The 18,983-nt window shown below is 48.7% G+C and carries 21 protein-coding genes; 14 read left to right on the top strand and 7 right to left on the bottom strand.

Annotated elements, in window-relative coordinates; translation table 11 throughout:
• Positions 1-136: 136 nt before the first annotated feature.
• From soxC to XMM383_RS02910, 7 genes are all read left to right on the top strand, one after another.
• Complete coding sequence (gene soxC / locus XMM383_RS02940) at positions 137-1,477, top strand: sulfite dehydrogenase (RefSeq protein WP_173481091.1); 1,341 nt, start codon at positions 137-139, stop codon at positions 1,475-1,477.
• The gene (locus tag XMM383_RS02935; RefSeq protein ID WP_173481090.1) at positions 1,461-2,489 is read left to right on the top strand and encodes a c-type cytochrome; all 1,029 of its coding nucleotides are present in this window, start codon (positions 1,461-1,463) and stop codon (positions 2,487-2,489) included. The genes soxC and XMM383_RS02935 overlap by 17 nt, the downstream gene beginning before the upstream one ends.
• 82 nt (positions 2,490-2,571) lie before the next feature.
• Entirely contained in the window at positions 2,572-2,928 is a 357-nt protein-coding gene (gene soxX, locus XMM383_RS02930) for a sulfur oxidation c-type cytochrome SoxX (protein WP_173481089.1), read from the top strand.
• Between the two features lie 31 nt (positions 2,929-2,959).
• On the top strand, positions 2,960-3,412 hold the full coding sequence (soxY, locus tag XMM383_RS02925) for a thiosulfate oxidation carrier protein SoxY (protein ID WP_254442920.1): 453 nt from the start codon (positions 2,960-2,962) through the stop codon (positions 3,410-3,412).
• 27 nt (positions 3,413-3,439) lie between these two features.
• The gene (gene soxZ / locus XMM383_RS02920; protein WP_173481087.1) at positions 3,440-3,751 is read left to right on the top strand and encodes a thiosulfate oxidation carrier complex protein SoxZ; all 312 of its coding nucleotides are present in this window, start codon (positions 3,440-3,442) and stop codon (positions 3,749-3,751) included.
• Between the two features lie 24 nt (positions 3,752-3,775).
• Positions 3,776-4,636, top strand: a complete 861-nt coding sequence (gene soxA / locus XMM383_RS02915) for a sulfur oxidation c-type cytochrome SoxA (RefSeq protein ID WP_173481086.1) — start codon at positions 3,776-3,778, stop codon at positions 4,634-4,636.
• Positions 4,637-4,647: 11 nt separating this feature from the next.
• Entirely contained in the window at positions 4,648-5,079 is a 432-nt protein-coding gene (locus XMM383_RS02910; RefSeq protein WP_173481085.1) for a hypothetical protein, read from the top strand.
• Positions 5,080-5,286: 207 nt separating this feature from the next.
• Here XMM383_RS02910 and XMM383_RS02905 read toward each other — a convergent pair whose 3' ends face one another.
• The 6 genes from XMM383_RS02905 to puuE all read right to left on the bottom strand — a co-directional run bounded on the left by XMM383_RS02905 (position 5,287) and on the right by puuE (position 10,589).
• Complete coding sequence (locus tag XMM383_RS02905) at positions 5,287-6,183, bottom strand: prenyltransferase (protein WP_173484050.1); 897 nt, start codon at positions 6,181-6,183, stop codon at positions 5,287-5,289.
• Between the two features lie 261 nt (positions 6,184-6,444).
• Positions 6,445-7,623 carry a urate hydroxylase PuuD gene (locus XMM383_RS02900; RefSeq protein WP_173494494.1) on the bottom strand — a complete coding sequence of 393 codons (1,179 nt, stop codon included), beginning with the start codon at positions 7,621-7,623 and terminating at the stop codon, positions 6,445-6,447.
• Positions 7,624-7,631: 8 nt separating this feature from the next.
• A complete protein-coding gene (locus tag XMM383_RS02895) occupies positions 7,632-8,150 on the bottom strand; it encodes an ureidoglycolate lyase (protein WP_173483639.1) in 519 nt (172 codons plus the stop codon).
• Positions 8,151-8,162: 12 nt separating this feature from the next.
• Complete coding sequence (gene alc / locus XMM383_RS02890; RefSeq protein ID WP_173481081.1) at positions 8,163-9,149, bottom strand: allantoicase; 987 nt, start codon at positions 9,147-9,149, stop codon at positions 8,163-8,165.
• 10 nt (positions 9,150-9,159) lie between these two features.
• Positions 9,160-9,681 carry a 2-oxo-4-hydroxy-4-carboxy-5-ureidoimidazoline decarboxylase gene (uraD, locus tag XMM383_RS02885; protein WP_217363565.1) on the bottom strand — a complete coding sequence of 174 codons (522 nt, stop codon included), beginning with the start codon at positions 9,679-9,681 and terminating at the stop codon, positions 9,160-9,162.
• Complete coding sequence (gene puuE, locus XMM383_RS02880) at positions 9,681-10,589, bottom strand: allantoinase PuuE (RefSeq protein WP_173494493.1); 909 nt, start codon at positions 10,587-10,589, stop codon at positions 9,681-9,683. Before puuE ends, uraD begins: the two co-directional genes overlap by 1 nt.
• A 194-nt stretch (positions 10,590-10,783) precedes the next feature.
• On the opposite strand from puuE, the gene uraH reads away from it, so the two are divergent.
• From uraH to XMM383_RS02865, 3 genes are all read left to right on the top strand, one after another.
• A complete protein-coding gene (gene uraH, locus XMM383_RS02875; RefSeq protein WP_173481079.1) occupies positions 10,784-11,140 on the top strand; it encodes a hydroxyisourate hydrolase in 357 nt (118 codons plus the stop codon).
• 15 nt (positions 11,141-11,155) lie between these two features.
• On the top strand, positions 11,156-11,878 hold the full coding sequence (locus XMM383_RS11665; RefSeq protein ID WP_173489181.1) for a GntR family transcriptional regulator: 723 nt from the start codon (positions 11,156-11,158) through the stop codon (positions 11,876-11,878).
• A gap of 165 nt (positions 11,879-12,043) precedes the next feature.
• Positions 12,044-13,399: a uracil-xanthine permease family protein gene (locus XMM383_RS02865; RefSeq protein WP_173494492.1), complete on the top strand. Its 1,356-nt coding sequence runs from the start codon at positions 12,044-12,046 to the stop codon at positions 13,397-13,399.
• 36 nt (positions 13,400-13,435) lie between these two features.
• Here the strand turns inward: XMM383_RS02865 and XMM383_RS02860 are convergent, their stop codons facing one another.
• Positions 13,436-13,786, bottom strand: coding sequence for a hypothetical protein (locus tag XMM383_RS02860; RefSeq protein WP_173494491.1), 351 nt, complete (start codon positions 13,784-13,786; stop codon positions 13,436-13,438).
• A 304-nt stretch (positions 13,787-14,090) separates the two neighbouring features.
• On the opposite strand from XMM383_RS02860, the gene urtA reads away from it, so the two are divergent.
• The 4 genes from urtA (at position 14,091) to urtD (ending at position 18,980) form a co-directional block, all read left to right on the top strand.
• Positions 14,091-15,374, top strand: a complete 1,284-nt coding sequence (urtA, locus tag XMM383_RS02855; protein ID WP_173483644.1) for an urea ABC transporter substrate-binding protein — start codon at positions 14,091-14,093, stop codon at positions 15,372-15,374.
• A gap of 69 nt (positions 15,375-15,443) precedes the next feature.
• Complete coding sequence (gene urtB, locus XMM383_RS02850; RefSeq protein WP_254443043.1) at positions 15,444-17,057, top strand: urea ABC transporter permease subunit UrtB; 1,614 nt, start codon at positions 15,444-15,446, stop codon at positions 17,055-17,057.
• A gap of 4 nt (positions 17,058-17,061) precedes the next feature.
• Positions 17,062-18,144: an urea ABC transporter permease subunit UrtC gene (urtC, locus tag XMM383_RS02845; RefSeq protein ID WP_173484045.1), complete on the top strand. Its 1,083-nt coding sequence runs from the start codon at positions 17,062-17,064 to the stop codon at positions 18,142-18,144.
• Entirely contained in the window at positions 18,144-18,980 is an 837-nt protein-coding gene (gene urtD / locus XMM383_RS02840; protein WP_173484044.1) for an urea ABC transporter ATP-binding protein UrtD, read from the top strand. Before urtC ends, urtD begins: the two co-directional genes overlap by 1 nt.
• The last annotated feature ends 3 nt before the right edge of the window (positions 18,981-18,983 follow it).

Genomic DNA, 18,983 nt, shown 5'->3' with positions numbered 1-18,983 from the left:
AACCGACTTATATCGATTCGTTATAGCTAAAAGCTTTATATAGCTATAATTAATTTGCATATATGGTGATTGGGAACGTAGAATTCGTTCCGCTAGAACTAATTTTGATAATTCACAAACAGCCGGGAGGCAATTGATGGCCAAAATCATCAAAGGGCCGACGACACGTGAGCTAATGTCCCAGCTTGCGAGCGAGTCAGAAGGACTCTCTACTAACGATCGTCGTGATTTTCTCCGCAAGGGTATCGCTGCTGTAGGCGGTGTTGCTGCTGCTAGTGTCGCAGGCACTGCAACGGCATCTGATGCTCTACTTAACTCAAACAACTTGCCACCAAATGAGCCAACTTGGGGTAAGCAGCTAGGTCACGGTGTTATTGAATACCCGTACGGCAACCCTTCGAAATTCGAAAGTGATGTTGTTCGTCGTACCGTACCTTGGTTGACAGCTGAGTCTATCTCTTCAATCTCAATGACACCTCTTCACGAGCTGAAAGGTATCATTACGCCAAACGGACTTGTGTTCGAGCGCTACCACGGTGGTGTTCCAACAATTAATCCTGAAGAGCACCGTCTAATCATCCACGGCCTTGTTGAGCGCCCACTGATCTTCACTATGGAAGATCTAATGCGCTTCCCATCTGAGTCGCACATCAAGTTCCTTGAGTGTCCAGCGAACGGTGGTATGGAGTGGCGTGGTGCGCAGATGGAAGCGCTTCAGTTTACACACGGCATGTTAAGCTGCTGTGAGTGGACAGGTGTTCCTCTACGCGTTCTTCTTGAAGAAGCGGGCGTTAAACCAGAAGGTAAGTGGGTACTTGCTGAAGGTGCTGACGGTGCGCACATGTCTCGTTCTATCCCAATCGAGAAGTGTCTTGATGATGCTCTGATTGTTTACGCACAGAACGGTGAGATGCTTCGTCCAGAACAGGGTTACCCAGTTCGTCTTCTTAACCCAGGTTGGGAAGGTAATACCTCTATTAAATGGCTTCGTCGTCTTGAAGTCGGTGATAAGCCTTGGCACCACCGTGAAGAGACGTCTAAGTACACAGACCTCATGGCTGATGGCCGTGCGCGTCGCTTTACATTCGTTCAGGAAACTAACTCGGTTATCACTAGCCCATGTCCTGAAAAACCAATCCTTAGCCCAGGCATGATCGAGATCGAAGGTCTTGCATGGTCTGGTCGTGGTAAGATCAAACAGGTAGATATCTCGTTCGACGGCGGTGTCTCTTGGACGCCAGCTAACCTGAAAGGTCTAGTTCTTGAAAAAGCTCTGACTCGCTTCAGTCTTGTGACTAAGTGGGATGGTCAGCCATGGTTGCTACAAGCGCGTGCGATCGATGAGACAGGTTACGTACAGCCAACACTTAAGCAGCTTCGTGAAGTTCGTGGTGTTGAGTCTATCTACCACAAGAACGCTATCCATACTTGGAAAGTTGCTAACACTGGGGAGGTTTCGAATGTTCAACTCTCTTAAGCCAACCCTAGTTGCTGCTGCAGTTGCCGGCTCACTAGTTGCTGGTTCTGTAAACGCGGGTGAATCATTCGGCTTCGGTCGTACCGCGACTGCTGAAGAGATCGCTGGTTGGGACATCGATGTACGTCCTGACGGTATGGGTCTTCCAGTAGGTGAAGGTTCGGTAGAAGACGGTGAAGGTCTTTACGAAGCTAAATGTGCTGTGTGTCACGGTCTATTTGGTGAAGGTGAAGGCCGTTGGCCAGTGCTTGTAGGTGGTCAGGGTACTCTTGCTCAGGACCGTCCTACTAAAACTGTAGGCTCTTACTGGCCTTTCGCTTCGACTCTTTACGATTACATCTACCGTGCGATGCCATTTACGGCTCCACGTTCATTGACTCCGAATGAGACATACGCAATCTCTGCGTACATTCTGTACATGAACGAGATCGTAGAAGATGACTTCGTACTAACAAATGAAAACCTTGCTGACATCAAGATGCCAAACGAAGAGAATTTCTTCGTAGATCCGCGTCCTGATGTTAAGAACACGCGTTGTATGTCTGACTGTAAAGATCCTAATGCGATCATGATCACCGGTACTATCGGTGGTGTAACCCCAGTCGGTCACTTCGTTGAAGGTGCTGACGGTCCTGCCGCTTCTCACGAAGAGCAACACGCTCTTGAGCAAGCGAAAGAGAAAGAGCGTCTAAAAGCACTGGGTGTTGAAGTTGAAGAGGAGTCTCACTCTGCTAAGCCTGCTGAGCTATCAGCTGCTGCTAAAGAGGGTAAGGCGACTTACGAAGGTGCTTGTGCCGCATGTCACGGTATGGGTATCGCAGGCGCACCTAAGCTAGGTGATCAGGCTGCATGGGAAGCACGTATCGCACAAGGTATGGATGTCCTAGTAGACCACGCGATCAATGGCTACCAGGGTGATAACGGCATTATGCCAGCGAAAGGTGGTCGTATGGACCTATCTGACGAAGCTGTCGCTAATGCGGTTGCCTACATGGCAGAATCTAGTCAATAATTGACGGATGGCGGGGCGGTTAACGCCGCCCTGTTTTTTATAATAACAAGCACGAAAGTGCACGATCACTGAAGGAGTGACCATGCGAAAGTTGATCTCAGCCCTAGCAGTTGCAGGTGTAGCATTCACCGGTTCTGCAGTCGCGGGTTCACATAGCGAAGCGATGATCAAAGAAGGCCAAGCAATCTACCACGGTAAGTCACGTGGTAACTGTGTTGCTTGTCACAACATTCAAGATCCTATTACCAACCAAGCTGGTAACCAGGGACCTATGATTATTGCTATGAAAGCACGCTACCCAAATAAAGCTGAGCTTCGTGCTCAAATTTGGGATGCTACTGCGAAGAATCCTCTGTCTATCATGCCACCAATGGGTAAGCATAATATTTTGACAGAAGATGAAATCGACGCAGTCGTAGAATACATTTATCAGTACTAATTAGACTCGATTTAGGTGGAGTAAAATGAGCATGAATCGTCGTACAGTTGTAAAAGCGATCGCTGCAAGCGGTGCGCTAATCGGTCTAGGTGCAATGATGCCACGCGTGGCAGTTGCTGCATGGAATAAAGATGCATTTAACGCAAAATCACAAGCTGATGCGCTAAACGCACTATACGGAAGCGCTGCAGAAGCAAGTGCTGACGTAATGTTGAAAGCTCCAGATATCGCTGAGAACGGTGCAGTTGTACCTGTATCAGTTGAATCTAAGCTGGCTAACGTTGAATCAATGGCTATCTTTGTAGAGCAGAACCCAACGCCTCTAGCGGCTGAGTTCGGTATCCCTGCTGGTACTGCTGCAGACGTGTCTACTCGTGTACGCATGGGTAAAACAACTAACGTAACTGCAGTTGTTAAGGCTGGTGGCAAGACTTACAGCGCTACCAAAGAAGTTAAAGTCACTATCGGTGGCTGTGGCGGTTAATAAGCGGTTTAGATTAGGAGAAGTATAATGGCTAAGATTTTTCGAGTTAAAGCTAGCGCACGTGGCGGTAAAACTACCGTTAAAATGATGGCTAAACACAACATGGATACAGGTCTTCAAAAGGGTAAAGATGGTAATCTTATCCCAGCTAAGTTCCTGGATACTGTGTCTGTTTCTCACGGCGGCAAAGTCGTGTTTGAAGCGAACCTAAACACAGCTATCTCTAAAAACCCATACCTAGCATTCACTTTCGAAGGTGGCGCTAAGGGTGAAGAACTATCTGTTGCTTGGTCTGAAAACACAGGCGCAACTGGCACCGAATCTGCAAAGATCAAGTAATTGATCTCTGCTTACGGAGGACGCATGAATATAATAAAAAGCACACTACTTGGTTTGAGTGTTGCAGCTGCTAGCCAAATGGCAATGGCAGCAACTACGGGAGCTACTGTCGCAACTGTCGATCCAGAAGCTGACCGCATTGCACTGCAAGAATATATGAAAAACCGTTTCCCAGACACTCCAATGAGTGAGTACGTAAACGGTATCTATGCTGTTGACGCTGCGTCTCGTGCGCAGTGGGAAGAGATTGAAGAGTTCCCTCCTTACGAGCTAGACCTCGAAAAGGGTGAAGAGCTATTCAATACGCCTTTCGCAAACGGCAAAGGTTACGCTGACTGTTTCGAAAACGGTGGTATTGGCATTCGTCAAAACTTCCCTTACTGGAACGACGAGCGTAAAACAGTTGTAACTCTAGAGATGGCTATCAACGAGTGTCGTATGACAAACGGTGAGAAGCCACTAGGCTGGAAGAAGGGTGCTATTGCAGAGATCTCTGCATACATGGCCTACACTTCACGCGGCAACGAGTTTGCAATTGAGATTCCAAATGATGAGGCGAAAGCAGCTTACCTTGATGGTAAGAAGTTCTTCTACTCTAAGCGTGGTCAGTTGAACCTATCATGTGCTGACTGTCACTTGACTGGTACTAACCGTTTGGTCCGTGCCGACCTTCCAAGCCCAGCGCTAGGACACACTACACACTTCCCTGTAGTACGTTCTAAATGGGGTAACATCGGTACACTACACCGTCGTTACGAAGGCTGTCACCGTGACTCTCGTTCAGAGTACTTGAAGCCACAAAGCGAAACTTTCCGTAACCTTGAGTACTTCCAGACTTACATGTCTAACGGTCTCATCGTTAACGGTCCTGGCGCACGTAAGTAAGGGGCAAACAGATGAAAAAGATCATTTCGATCGCAGCTGTTGCTGCACTTACACTGAGCTCTATGGCTTCTGCTCAAAGCTTCAGTGAAGCATTTGATGCAGCTCGTGCCCTTCAAGGTGCTAACGGCACGTTTGAATGGAACGGCAAGAAGTACAGCACACAGACAATCGAAGAAGCTTTGGCATCGAAACCAGCTAACGCTGAAAATGCTCAAGCACTATTCGATGCTGCTAAGGCTAAGTACAAAGAGTCACAAGAAGCAGGCTTTGCTTGGCGTGATACTAAAAAGTACTTGAAAGAGTCTAAAGAGGCGATTGCTGCTGGTGAATTCCAGAAAGCAATGGATCTTGCTGCTCGTGCTCACTACCAAGCACGTAAGGGTGTAGAGCAGCGTGACTACGCTGAAAAACATTGGATTGATGCAGTTCCTCCGTTGAACTAATCATATTCCTTACAAAAACCCGGTTATTGTGCCGGGTTTTTTTGTGCCAAAATTTTATATGACATTTTGTGATTAGGTTATTGTTTTTGGTAATAATGGTGCTATGATACTTACATCTTTCCAGAGCGTGATTTATCACTCTCTTCTTGTGAATGATTTAACCGTTTTCGCAGTGATCTTTGGGGCCTTTGGCCCCATTTTTTTGCCTTAACTCCACATCATTAAGATCGATAACATCGTAGGTGTAGCCAGTGTGAGCGCAACATTGGGGCCCATCAATTGATTGAGTTTCGTCTGATTAGCGGCATTGTTTAAAACCAAAATAGAGAGCCTGATCGCGGCGGTTGAAACAACCACACCAACTAGTAGCCCAAATAGATCTGTTCCCATTGTCTGAATAAGCAGTACCATCCCAGCGATCATAACCGAGTTAAATAGGGTGTATACCTTGGCGCCGGTATGGCGTCCATAAGCGATGAGCAGGTGGTATCGGCCTGAGGCACTGTCTGCATCGATATCCGGGTATTGATTCAATAGCAGTAAATTGTTCACTAGACAGAATGGAATGATGGACGCCAGCACAGCCTGCTCTGCCAGACCGCCGGTCAGGCTAATGTGGGTACCCAAAACCATGATCGGCCCAAAGCCAATTCCCGCAGAGATTAGGCAAGCGATTGGGTGTCTGTTCAGTACCGGGGTGTAGGTTAAAACAATAAAGAGACCCAAAATCCCCAAAGGCATTAACAGAGCAAGGTTCTGTTGCATTAAATAGAGCCCAGACAGCGTGCACAGTGAAAGCAGTGTTAATGCGACACTTTTAACCTCTTTAGCAGACTCAGGATGGCTGGGAAGCGCACCACTGCCGCCACTGAAGGGGGTTCGATCAGTGGTTAAGTCTAAGCCTGAGCAGTAGTCATGGTACTCATTGAGCATGTTGACGCTTATGTGAGCCAATAGCGCAGTGATAAGAACTAGTGCAGCTAATCCAAGATTTATGGATGTGACCTGGCTCGCCGTTGCGATGCCTAACAAGACACAGACGAAGGTAAGGATTAAGAAGTTGGGTCGTGCAGTCGCAATCAGAGTGGCAATTCGACGGTTCACAGCTGGGAGCCTCTATAAGGTTGGTGTCCCTATTGTAGAATCTAGGCGAAGCCGAAGCGAATGTGATTGGATGGATGAGTATCGCGGCCTTTGCAAGACCGCTCCAACAGGATGCTTTTGTTGGAGCCTTATCGAAGATGAGGCGATTTTTTTTAGAGAATCGCGGCCTTTGCAAGACCGCTCCAACTGGATGCTTTTGTTGGAGCCTTATCCAAGATGAGGCGATTGGGGTCTGACCTTCGGTCTGACCCCATTGTTCGACTATTTATCTAAAGCGTTAAACCACTGCCCGAGCATGACGCGCTCTTCCGGTAGCATGCCCGTTAGGTTGCCTAAAGGCATCGCCTGAGTCGCGACAGACTGTGCATGAATGCGTGCAGCGCTCATTAGAACATCCTCTTCTGTCTCCAGAATGACACCGGCAGGGGGAGCAGTGAACATCTCACTGGTTGGGTTCTTAGCGTGACAGCTAGTGCAGCGCTCATAGACGATCTGAGTCGCTTGCGCCAGGGTGACGTTGTTACTGCTTAGGGTAGCTTCCATACCTCGATTAGGGTGCGTCACATAAGCAAGGCAGATCATACCCAGAGCCGCGAAGGGGAGTGTCCATGCAAATTTTTGACTCTCGTGGCGGGTATTGAAGTAGTGGCGAACACCGACACTCAACAACGCAATCGCAAATAGAATGGCCCAGTTCCACTCATGGCCATAGGTGCTTGGGTAGTGGTTGCTGATCATAATGAACAGCACTGGCAGCGTCAGGTAGTTGTTGTGGCGAGAGCGAAGCAGGGCACGAGCGGGCTGTTTTGGATCAGGTTCGCGACCCTCTTTAATTGCTGCAACCAGATCACGCTGTCCCGGCATGATGACGCGGAATACGTTACCCACCATCATGGTGCCGGTAATGGCGCCGATGTGAATGTAGGCAGCACGACCACTGAACACCTGAGTAAAGGCCCAGGCCGCAATAATCAGCAGCATCAGTAGAACCAATCCAAGCAGTGCCGGTTGTTTACCTAAGGGTGATTCACACAAGAAATCATAAATAAACCAACCTGCGATCAGTGACGCGATACTGATCGCAATGCCTTCCCATGCAGTTAGGCCTGAGCCAGGGGCGAGTAGGTAGAGTTCGCCATTTAGGTAGTAGACAACTGCCAACAAGGTAAAACCAGAGAGGAAGGTGGTGTACGCTTCCCATTTAAACCAGTGTAGGTTTTCCGGCATCTGTGGCGGGGCAAGTTTGTACTTCTCTAGATGGTAGATACCACCACCGTGGATGGCCCATAGATCGCCCGATAGACCCTCTCTAGGACTCTTACGGTTTAGGTTGTTCTCCAACCAGACAAAGTAGAAAGAGGCACCAATCCACGCGATACCAACGATCATGTGTATCCAGCGGACCAGTAGGTTGAGCCATTCTGTGTAGTGCGGATCCATATCGACCTCTAAGCGTTTAAATGATTAATATCTGCATCGAGAAGAGTGATCTCTCCGTCAGCAAAAAAGTGTTCGTCGCAGTTATTACCTTCGCCTTTGCGGTCAACGATCAGAAAATCACTGCCGTTCTCTAGCGCTAGGATAGGGTGATGCCACACCCCTTTACCGTAGTTCAGACCCTGACGCCCGTTGCTAATAAAAGCGCGAATATCGTTTGGGTTAGGCTGATCTGCAGGTGGCGCGACGACGATCAGAAAGCGTTGGCGCTCCATCGGGATGAAGGCTTGACTCCCCTGAGGGTGGCGCTCAAGCATCTTGATTTCGAGCGGGTAACTTAAGGTATCTGCCTTGAAGATACTGATAATGGCTTGGTCCTCTTGGCGATTCAGTTCAACCGTTGCCAATTGATGAAACCGCTGAGTTGAGCCATTGTTAATAGGAAAGTGATCAGAGCCTTCCGTCTCGATTACTTGGCCAAAAGGTTCAAAAGCCTCTTTTGTTAACGGTTCAATGGTCAGAGATCTCATCATTCACTCCTATTAAAGGGTTGGTTTACCAAAGACTCTTAAGCGCGACACACCACCATCTGGGTGGATGTTGAGCTTAACGTGAGTAATCGGTCCAAACTCAGGATCTACAGAAAATTTGTGAATCGAGTCGGCGCTTAGCTTCTGGTTAGGTAAGAGTGTTTTCCAAAACAGGCTCTGAGTGGCGATCTGTTCAGGTGAACCGCCACGAACATAGGCCGCTTGAATGTCACAGCTGTCAGGGAAGTTGCCTTTAAAGTGAGCAGTATCGATCTCGATCTCCTCTGCAACCCCTGGACTACCTAATGCCAGAATGACCCAGTCATAGCCTGGTGAGCGGCGGCGTGCTGTCTCCCAGCCATCACCCATATTAACGCCACGGCCAGGATTGGTTAGGTTGCCCATTTTCCCGAAATGCTCATCACTACAGGATAGGGCACAACCGCCATTCAGTGCCGAGACTAGATCGATGCTTTGTGAGTTGTCGACCGAATCCCAGTCGATAAACGGACGTCCATAGACTCGGAAACGCGCAATGCCACCGTCTGGGTAGATGTTTAGGCGAACGTGAGACCAAGGCTGATCGTTGTTCACTTCAAATAGGTGTTCGCTATCGCCCTGAAGATCGACCGATGGAAGCAGTGTGTACCACTTAGTTTTATCATCTGGATCCTGATCTGGCGAGTAACAGACATCGACAGAAGCTGACGGAGGAAAGTTTCCGGTAAAGAAGTTTGTGTTGATCTCTATGGCTTGAATCATGCCCGGTGCGCCAAGACGAATGATTGCATAGTCATAACCTTCAAAACGCTTGCGGCGTGATTCCCAGCCATCCATCCACTTACCAGCATCATCGTAAACACCCTCTTTCCAGACAGGGGGTTCAGGATTTAGCATGCGGTTCACTTCGGCGAACCAGTCATCGGTAACAAAGGTCGCTTTGGCTCCTAGGCGAGCATCTGCAAGGTTAACTAAGCGTTTCAGTTTCTGTTCGTTCATCTATACAACCTCACAAATCGGCCAGACGGAATGCGGCAATTTTATTTATTTCGGCTAACGCTTGAGCAAACTCTTGCTCTGGCGAGTTATTGATACGCTCCTCAAAGCCAGAGAGGATTGCATGTTTGTTGCTCCCTTTAACGGCCATGATAAATGGAAATTGGAATTTGGCTTTGTAGGCATCATTGAGCTCGGTAAAGCGAGCAAACTCCTCGTCGGTTAGTGTATCGATACCCGCGCTGGCCTGTTCTGACGTCGATTCAGCCGTTAGTTTGCCTGCTCGTGCCGCTTTGCCGGCTAAGTCAGGGTGGGCAACAATGACACCGAGCTGCTCCTCATGGCTAGCACTCAAGAAACAGTCGGCCATTAAGTGGTGAAGCGCATCAATGAGATCGTGCTCTGCTGTGATCCCTTGATCAAATGCTTGTTCAGCAATCCAAGCGGAGTGCTCATAGATGCCACCAAATTTGGTGACGAATTCCTGTTTTGTTAGCTCGCTAGGCGATCCAAATGCAAAGGTGACACTCATCATTAAGCCTCAGGTTTGTGGTATTGATGCCAGTGACGGGCAATATCGATGCGACGTGCGTACCAGACCTTGTCATGACTTTGAACGTAATCTAAGAAACGTTGCAGCGCGGCAATACGTCCAGGGCGACCCAGCAGACGACAGTGCATGCCGATCGATAGCATTTTAGGGGATGTCTCACCCTCTGCGTAGAGGACATCAAAGGCATCTTTTAAGTATTGGAAAAAGTGTTCTCCGGTATTGAAGCCTTGCACCTGCGCAAAACGCATATCGTTGGTATCCAGTGTGTAGGGGACAACGAGATGTTTGCCTTTCGGTCCATCGACCCAGTAGGGCAGGTCATCAGCGTAGGAGTCGGAGTCGTAAAGAAATCCACCTTCTTCCATAACTAACTGACGAGTGTTGGGGCTATCTCGACCGGTGTACCAACCCAGTGGGCGTTGTCCGGTTACTCGCTCGATGATCTCAATGGCTTCCTGCATCTCTTGACGCTCTTGCTCCATCGGCATCTCTTGGTAGGTAATCCATTTTAGAGCGTGTGAACAGATCTCATATCCAGCATCAACGAACGCTTGGGTGACATCAGGGTGGCGTTCCAATGCAGTCGCAACACCAAAAATGGTCAGAGGGATATCCCGTTTTTGGAAGGTATCTAATAAGCGCCATACACCGGCGCGACTTCCGTACTCATAGATCGACTCCATACTCATATGGCGTTGACCTGGGAAGGGGACAGCGGAAGGCATTTCCGAAAGAAAGGCTTCAGACTCTGAGTCGCCATGAAGAATGCAGCGCTCGCCTCCCTCTTCGTAGTTGAGTACAAATGAGAGAGCAATGCGCGATTCATTCGGCCAAGCTGCGTGCGGTGGATTCTTTCCGTAACCGACCAGATCGCGAGGGTAGTTGTTCATACCTAAAACTCCAATATTGATGAGCAGATTGTATACAATTTGTCAGTCAGGTAAATAGCGTAAAAGCATTAAACAGGCTCTAATCATGCAGATAATGCCAATTATCCGATAGACTTTAGTCGACTATTGCTCTATTTGTTAGATTTTATGTATACAAATCGGTATACATAATTAATCAATATTGAGGATTTCATATGAACGGTTATCTAACAACTCATGTTTTAGACACTGCCAACGGTTGTCCTGGTGAAGGGATTGAGCTAACCCTTTTTAAGGTTGAAGAGGGGCAATTAATCGAAGTGGTTTCTGCAGTGACGAATGACGACGGTCGTGTTGATTCTCCAATTCTTCCTAAGGGGGAGTGTGTCAAAGGGGTCTATGAGTTGCACTTCATGGCGGGTGATTACTTTAGACGTCGCGGCACTGAGCTCGCTGAGCCTGCTTTTTTGGATCAGGTTGTTATCCGTTTCGGTATTGCTGACGAAGAAGCGCACTACCATGTACCGCTTCTGATCTCGCCCTACAGTTACTCAACTTACCGCGGTAGCTAAGTAAGAGTTTTCACAGTGGTTGAGCCTAAATCCACACGTCAAAAATCTAAGACTCAAGATCAGCATATCTACGAGGAGATTTTTGACGCTATTTTAGAGCAACGGCTCTGGCCCGGTACTCGCCTGAAAGAGGAGTCCTTGGGTGAAATCTTTGGTGTATCTAGAACCATTATACGACGCACGCTCAGTCGTTTAGCCCACGAGCGTGTAGCAGTTTTTGAACCCAACCGTGGTGCCTTTGTTGCTGAACCCGATGTCTTGGATGCTCGTCAGATTCTAGATGCTCGTCGTCTTATGGAGTTAGCCATTGTTGAGAGGGTGGCAGAGCGTGCCTCGTCGATCAAAGGTGAATTTAAGAAACTCTATGATCTGATCGAGCAGGAGCATAAAAGCAGTGCGGCTGCCGACAAAGGGACGGCCATTCGTTTGTCGGGTGAATTCCACCTAGAGTTAGCAAGACTCTCGGGCAATAAACCCCTGGAGGGGTTTCTTCACTCCCTGGTACCGCAAACCTCGTTAATTATCGCCCTCTATCAGGCCAAAGAGGGGAGTCGTTGTGCCATTGATGAGCACAGTCGTCTGCTGGATGCGCTGAAGCTCGGTGATGCCGAGGAGGCGAAACGTTTAATGGGTGAGCACCTAGATCATATTGAAGAGCGTTTGGCTCTGGATGAGTCACCGGGTAATCGCAATTTGGCTAAGGTGTTTGGGCGCCGAGCTGAAAAAGCTGGCGCATAACGGTGCGTCAAGTTAAATTGGATGCACATAAAAGGTGCAACAGCTTAAGTTTCTGACCTATTGGTTAATGATTTATCCATTTATATCAATGGGTTAGTGATGTTGGCATTTTATGTGCTAACAAAAAATAAGAAAGCTGCATTGAGCAGTTGTTTGTAGGCAATAATGAGCAATGAAAAGATTTCGGCAGCGCAGATGCGCGACCCGAATTACACCCCACCGATGCATCTAGCAATTCCGCTAGGCATTCAACACGTACTGGCGATGTTTATCGCAAACGTAACCCCAGCGATCATCGTTGCGGGTGCAGCGGGATTTGGCTTTGGTTCAAATTCACCTGACTTCCCTAACATGATCTACATGATGCAGATGTGTATGCTCCTTGCGGGTGTTACAACACTGCTTCAGACAATTGGTGCAGGCCCTGTGGGTGCACGTCTTCCGATTGTGCAAGGTACCAGTTTCGCATTCATTCCTATTCTTATCCCATTGGTAGCGGGTAAGGGTGTAGAAGCGATGGCTATGGTGACCGGTGGTGTCCTAGTCGGTGGTCTATTCCAAGCAGCGCTAGCGCCATTTATTGGTCGCCTTCGTTTTGCTTTGCCTCCATTGGTAACTGGTCTGATCGTGCTGATGATCGGTTTGTCACTTCTTAAAGTGGGTATTCAGTACGCGGCAGGTGGCGTTCCGGCGATTGGTAAGCCTGAGTTTGGTTCGTTAGAGAACTGGACTGTTGCTGGTACCGTTATTGTGGTGACCCTAGGTCTGAAATTCTACGGTAAAGGCATGATCAGCTCAGCGGCTATATTGATCGGTCTGATTGCAGGTTACGTTCTGGCCTACTTTATGGGTATGGTTAACTTCGGTAACGTCGGCCGTGCTGCAAGCTTTGCGCTGCCACAGCTCTTCCCATTCGGAATCGAGTTCGGCGCAGGTGCCATCATCGGTATCGCACTTATGTCATTCATCTCTGCGATTGAGACAGTGGGTGACGTATCGGGTATCACCAAAGGTGGTGCGGATCGTGAAGCAACTGATACTGAGATCAAAGGCGCAACTTATGCAGACGGTCTAGGTACAGCGCTATCTGCTCTAGCTGGTGCACTGCCAAATACATCTTTCTCGCAAAACGTTGGTCTGATCGCAATGACGCGTATGATGAGTCGTCACGTGGCAACCATTGGTGCGATCTTCCTGATCGTTTGTGGTCTGATCCCTAAAGTGGGTGCTCTCATCTCTACTGTGCCAATCGAAGTATTGGGTGGTGGTGTTATCGTGATGTTCGGCATGGTTGCCTCTTCAGGTATGAAGATGCTGGCTGATGTGGATTGGAACAGCCGTAACATGGTGATCTTTGCAGTATTACTATCACTTGGCCTGGGTCTAATGCAGGTTCCAGAAGCGCTTCAGCACCTAGACGGTACAGTTAAGGCGCTTTTAACAACAGGTCTACTACCAGCAGCAGTCTGCGCCATCGTACTCAACCTGTTTATGCCTCATCCTAAGAAGGAAGAGGAGTAAGTTTTTAACTTACCTTTCTAATCGATCAAAGGCCCCTTATGGGGCCTTTTCAGTTGGAGCCTTATCACAGATGAGGCGATTTTTATCAGCACGCATCGCGGCCTTTTCAAGACCGCTCCAACGGTTCGCACGCTGAATTGATGTTGGAGCCTCATCGAAGATGAGGCGATTTATATCGGTAAAAATCGCGGCCTTTTCAAGACCGCTCCAACGGTTCGCACGCTGAATTGATGTTGGAGCCTCATCGAAGATGAGGCGATTTATATCGGTAAAAATCGCGGCCTTTTTAAGACCGCTCCAACGGTTCGCGTGCCGAGTTGATGTTGGAGCCTTATCGTAGATGAGGCGATCGTTTCTGACTGCGGATGACAGGCTGAAGCCAGTCACGGCAGCTCCGTAGTTGAGTTCTCGCCTGTCAGCCGCTATATGGCTAATCCCACAACCCCAAACAAGTGCACCAAAATACCCTTAAAAATTTACTTTTGCGATCTTTTGGTGCGCATTCCTGTCGCAAATGTCACTTAATGGTGCACTGCAAAATCTCTTCATATGCGTCAAATAGAATAATATTAATTGTTTATCTTATTGTTTTTAAACATAAATAAAATTAATTTACGGACTATTTCAAAAACTGGCACGCACTCTGCAATAAGAAAAACATCTAGGTTACTAATCAAAGGAGAAGACCCTGATGTCTAAATCAACTATGTTTAAATCTGCTGCGCTAGCCTTAGCTGTTTCTGCAACGAATCTTGCAATGGCGGCTGATACGATCAAAGTGGGCGTGCTTCACTCACTGTCGGGCACAATGGCGATCAGTGAGACAACACTGAAAGACACCATGCTGATGCTGATCGAAGAGCAGAACAAGAAGGGCGGTTTGCTAGGTAAACAACTTGAGCCTGTGGTTGTCGACCCAGCGTCTAACTGGCCACTGTTTGCTGAGAAAGCACGTGAGCTAGTTGAGAAAGAGAAGGTGGACGCGATCTTCGGTTGTTGGACATCGGTGTCACGTAAATCGGTTCTTCCGGTTATTGAAGAGCTAGACAGCCTCATGTTCTACCCAGTTCAGTACGAAGGTGAAGAGTCGTCTAAAAACGTCTTCTACACAGGTGCTGCGCCAAACCAGCAGGCGATTCCAGCGGTTGATTACCTAATGAACGAGTTGGGTGTTGAGCGTTGGGTGCTAGCCGGTACTGACTATGTCTACCCACGTACAACTAACAAAATCTTGGATGCTTACCTAAAAGCGGCGGGTGTTGCTGAAGAGGACATCATGGTGAACTACACGCCATTCGGTCACTCTGATTGGCAGTCGATTGTATCGGACATTAAAAAGTTCGGTTCAGCGGGTAAGAAGACTGCGGTTGTCTCTACCATTAACGGCGATGCCAACGTACCTTTCTACAAAGAGCTAGGTTCACAGGGCATCAGCTCTGAAGATATTCCAGTGGTTGCTTTCTCTGTCGGTGAAGAGGAGCTATCTGGTATGGATACTGGACCGCTTGTAGGTCACCTAGCTGCTTGGAACTACTTCATGAGCGTTGATAGTGAAGTGAACGATGAGTTTATCGAGAACTGGCACTCATTCATTGGTAACGAAGATCGTGTAACCAATGACCCAATGGAAGCGCACTACATCGGCTTCAACATGTGGGCTAAAGCGGTTGAAAAAGCTGGTACAACGGATCCATCGGCTGTCCAAGATGCTCTCATCGGTGTCTCTGTACCAAACCTTACAGGTGGCCTATCCACTATGATGCCAAACCACCACATCTCTAAACCGGTTCTGATCGGTGAGATCCAAGATGATGGTCAATTTGAAGTGGTCTCTTCAACTTCAGGTTTGGTGGTTGGTGATGCATGGTCTGATTTCCTAGAGGGTTCTAAAGACCTTATCTCAGACTGGCGCCAGCCACTCTCTTGCGGGAACTACAACGTGAAAACCGCAACCTGTTCTGGTCAGAACTTCTAATCTTTCTTAACAAGAAAAGACCAGGCGGCAGATACTGCCGCCTTTTTTCCACCTGTAAGGAATCTCATTATGATGCGATCTGTTAGAAAATCGCTTCTAAGCTCTCTGATGCTGATCATCTCGCTGCTTGCTCTGCCAGTTCTAGCAGGCGAGGCTGAGTTTAATCAGTACGAAGAGAAGCTGACAAAAGCAAAGTTTACTGAAAAATCACGCATTATTAGCGACTGGATGGCTACCGATTCAGGCGAGGCCCTATCCTTAGTTCAACTGATGCTCGACAGCCAACTCTACTACCACAAAAAAGAGAAGCAGCTCTATCGAGTTGAGAAGGCTGAAAAGGGGGCTGAGGCAATCAGGCTGCGTGATGGCAGTTTGGTTGTGATCGACAATAAGCGCCACTTTAAACGTGTCAGTATCAATAACACTTTGCGTTCTGAATTTGGTGCGCTGCTTTCAACCGCGGCTCTGCTTGCAGAGAGTCCAGCGGATCGACGCAGTGCTGCCCTGGATTTGATTGGAACCGCAACTCCAGAGGTGGTGGGTCAATTGCGTGAGCTCATCAAGTCTGAATCCGATTCCTCTGTTCTAGAGGCCTTTAATATCGTGCTAGCTGTGGCGGACCTAAACGGTGATAACACAACACGAGCAGCGAAAGCCATTACAACACTTGCGGATACCCTTGAGCCCGCGGCTCTGGCGGCACTGACACAGTTTGTTGAGCGCTCCAGTGATGAGGTGCTTGTTGCGGCTGCTAATAAGGCTATACAGACTCACCAAGATCAGGCCTCTTTCTACTCGGGTGTTGAGACTGTCTACTTTGGACTCAGTTTGGGGTCGGTATTGGTACTTGCTGGAATTGGCTTGGCCATCACCTTTGGTGTGATGGGGGTTATTAATATGGCCCATGGTGAGCTGATCATGATCGGCGCCTACACGACCTATGTCGTGCAACTATTGATGCCTAACTCGATTGAGTACTCCCTATTTGTCGCCATTCCAGCAGCGTTTGTTGTCTCTGGTCTGGTAGGTATTGCGATTGAACGAGGTGTGATTCGCTTCTTATACGGTCGACCGCTGGAAACGCTGTTGGCGACCTTCGGTATCTCACTGGTATTACAACAAGCCGTGCGCTCGATCTTCTCACCACTGAACCGAAGTGTTGAAACACCCTCATGGATGGCCGGTTCTATAGAGATCAATCCACTTCTCTCGCTAACAGAGAGTCGTCTTTACATCATCTTCTTCTGTCTGTTTGTCTTTGTTGCTCTGTCGCTAGTCATGAAGCGAACCCGCTTGGGTCTTCAGGTACGAGCGGTATCACAGAACCGTGCGATGGCTCGTGCTATGGGCGTTCGCTCTGAGTGGGTTGATGCGATGACCTTTGGTTTGGGGTCGGGCGTTGCCGGTGTGGCCGGTGTAGCGCTTTCACAGCTGACCAATGTGGGGCCCAATTTAGGCCAGGCCTACATCATCGACTCCTTTATGGTGGTGGTCTTTGGTGGTGTCGGAAACCTCTGGGGAACCCTGGTTGCAGGCTTGAGCTTAGGACTGGCAAACAAGGTCATGGAGCCTTGGGCGGGTGCAGTGTTAGCGAAAATTCTAGTGCTTGTGTTCATCATCCTCTTTATCCAAAAACGTCCACGTGGCTTGTTCCCACAACGCGGTCGAGCAGCGGAGGGTTAATTCGATGTTTCTATTACAGATTCTTAAAAATGATAAGGGCGGACGTTGGCTTATTGGCCTCTTGATCGCTCTGATTGTTGCGGTTCCGGTGCTGAACAGTCTGCCAGCGGATTCAGCTCTTCATGTGCCGACTTATACCATCTCTCTACTGGGTAAATACCTGACGCTGGCGCTTCTAGCGGTTGCAGTCGATCTGGTTTGGGGCTATTTGGGCATCCTTACTCTAGGGCATGCGGCATTCTTTGCGTTGGGCGGATACGCAATGGGTATGTACCTAATGCGTCAAATTGGTGATCGAGGTGTCTATGGGAATCCCGATCTGCCGGACTTTATGGTCTTCCTAAACTGGCAGGAGCTTCCCTGGTTCTGGAGCGGTTTTGATCAGTTCTGGTTCGCAGCCTTAATGGTCCTATTGGTACCAGGGTTGCTGGCTTATGTCTTTGGCGCTCTGGCTTTTCGTTCTCGCGTTTCAGGGGTCTACCTGTCGATCATCACTCAAGCGTTAACCTACGCATTAATGTTGGCGTTTTATCGCAACGAGATGGGGTTTGGTGGTAACAACGGCCTGACCGACTTTAAAGACATTATCGGATTCAGTCTGTCTGATGATGCGACCAAGATAGGACTCTTTATTGCCAGTGCTGTGGCTTTAATGGTCGGATATTTGATCAGTCGTGCGTTAACTGAAAGCCGCGCGGGCAGAGCCTGTGTCGCAGTGCGAGATTCTGAATCGCGTGCTCGCTTTATGGGTTACCGTGTGGAGAACATAAAACTCTGGGTATTTACTATCTCGGCCATGATTGCCGGCGTCGCCGGTGCACTCTACGTGCCTCAAGTGGGCATCATCAACCCGAATGAATTTTCGCCTCTGAACTCCATTGAGGTCGTGGTCTGGGTCGCGGTGGGTGGTCGTGCCTCGCTCTATGGCGCGGTGATCGGTGCGCTGTTAATTAACTATGCAAAATCTTACTTCACCGTCGAGTTGCCCGATGTTTGGCTGTTCGCTCTGGGTGGTCTATTTGTACTAGTCACGCTCTTTTTACCCAAAGGGGTAGTGGGACTGATTCGTAAAAAGGAGAGCGTCTAATGTCTGGATTCTCACTGCAAGAGTTTATGCGTCGTGATCAGGTGTTCGATATTGTGAATGCCGCACAGAGCGAACGACTCAATGTCGACAAACAGATTCTTCTCTATTTGGAAGGGTTATCGGTTAGCTTTGATGGCTTTAAGGCGATTAATGATCTCAATCTCTACATACGAGATGGGGAGTTACGCTGCATCATCGGGCCAAATGGTGCTGGCAAAACGACCATGATGGATATTATTACCGGTAAAACAAAACCCGATACAGGCACCGCCTATTTTGGTCAAACGATTGATCTGCTCAACATGGATGAACCAGCCATTGCTGAGGCAGGAATAGGGCGCAAGTTCCAGAAACCGACGGTGTTTGAGAACCTATCGGTGTTTGCCAACCTGGAGTTGGCGATGGCACAAAATCGAGATTTCATCTCGCTTTATACTGCCAAGCTAAGCTCTGAACAGTCGGATCGAATTGCCGACGTGCAGCAGCTCATCGGTTTGGCGGAGCACAGTTTTAAACTGGCAGGTGCTCTGTCCCACGGACAGAAGCAGTGGTTAGAGATCGGCATGCTGTTAATGCAGCGGCCACGACTTCTTCTGGTGGACGAACCCGTGGCGGGCATGACTCACCAAGAGATGGACAAGACCGCAGAGCTGCTGATCTCGTTGGCCGGAAAACACTCAGTGGTGGTGGTTGAACACGATATGGAGTTTGTTCGAAACCTAGCCGAAGGTGGTCGCACCGTGAGCGTGCTGCATCAGGGTTCGGTGTTAGCCGAGGGTACCATGGATCAAGTTCAGAATGACGACCGCGTGAAGCAGGTCTACCTTGGAGAGTAGTGG

This window comes from Marinobacterium sp. xm-m-383 (genome assembly GCF_013283255.1).
In the GTDB taxonomy this organism is placed as follows: domain Bacteria; phylum Pseudomonadota; class Gammaproteobacteria; order Pseudomonadales; family Balneatricaceae; genus Marinobacterium_E.
This window is presented reverse-complemented; position numbering and strand designations above follow the sequence as displayed.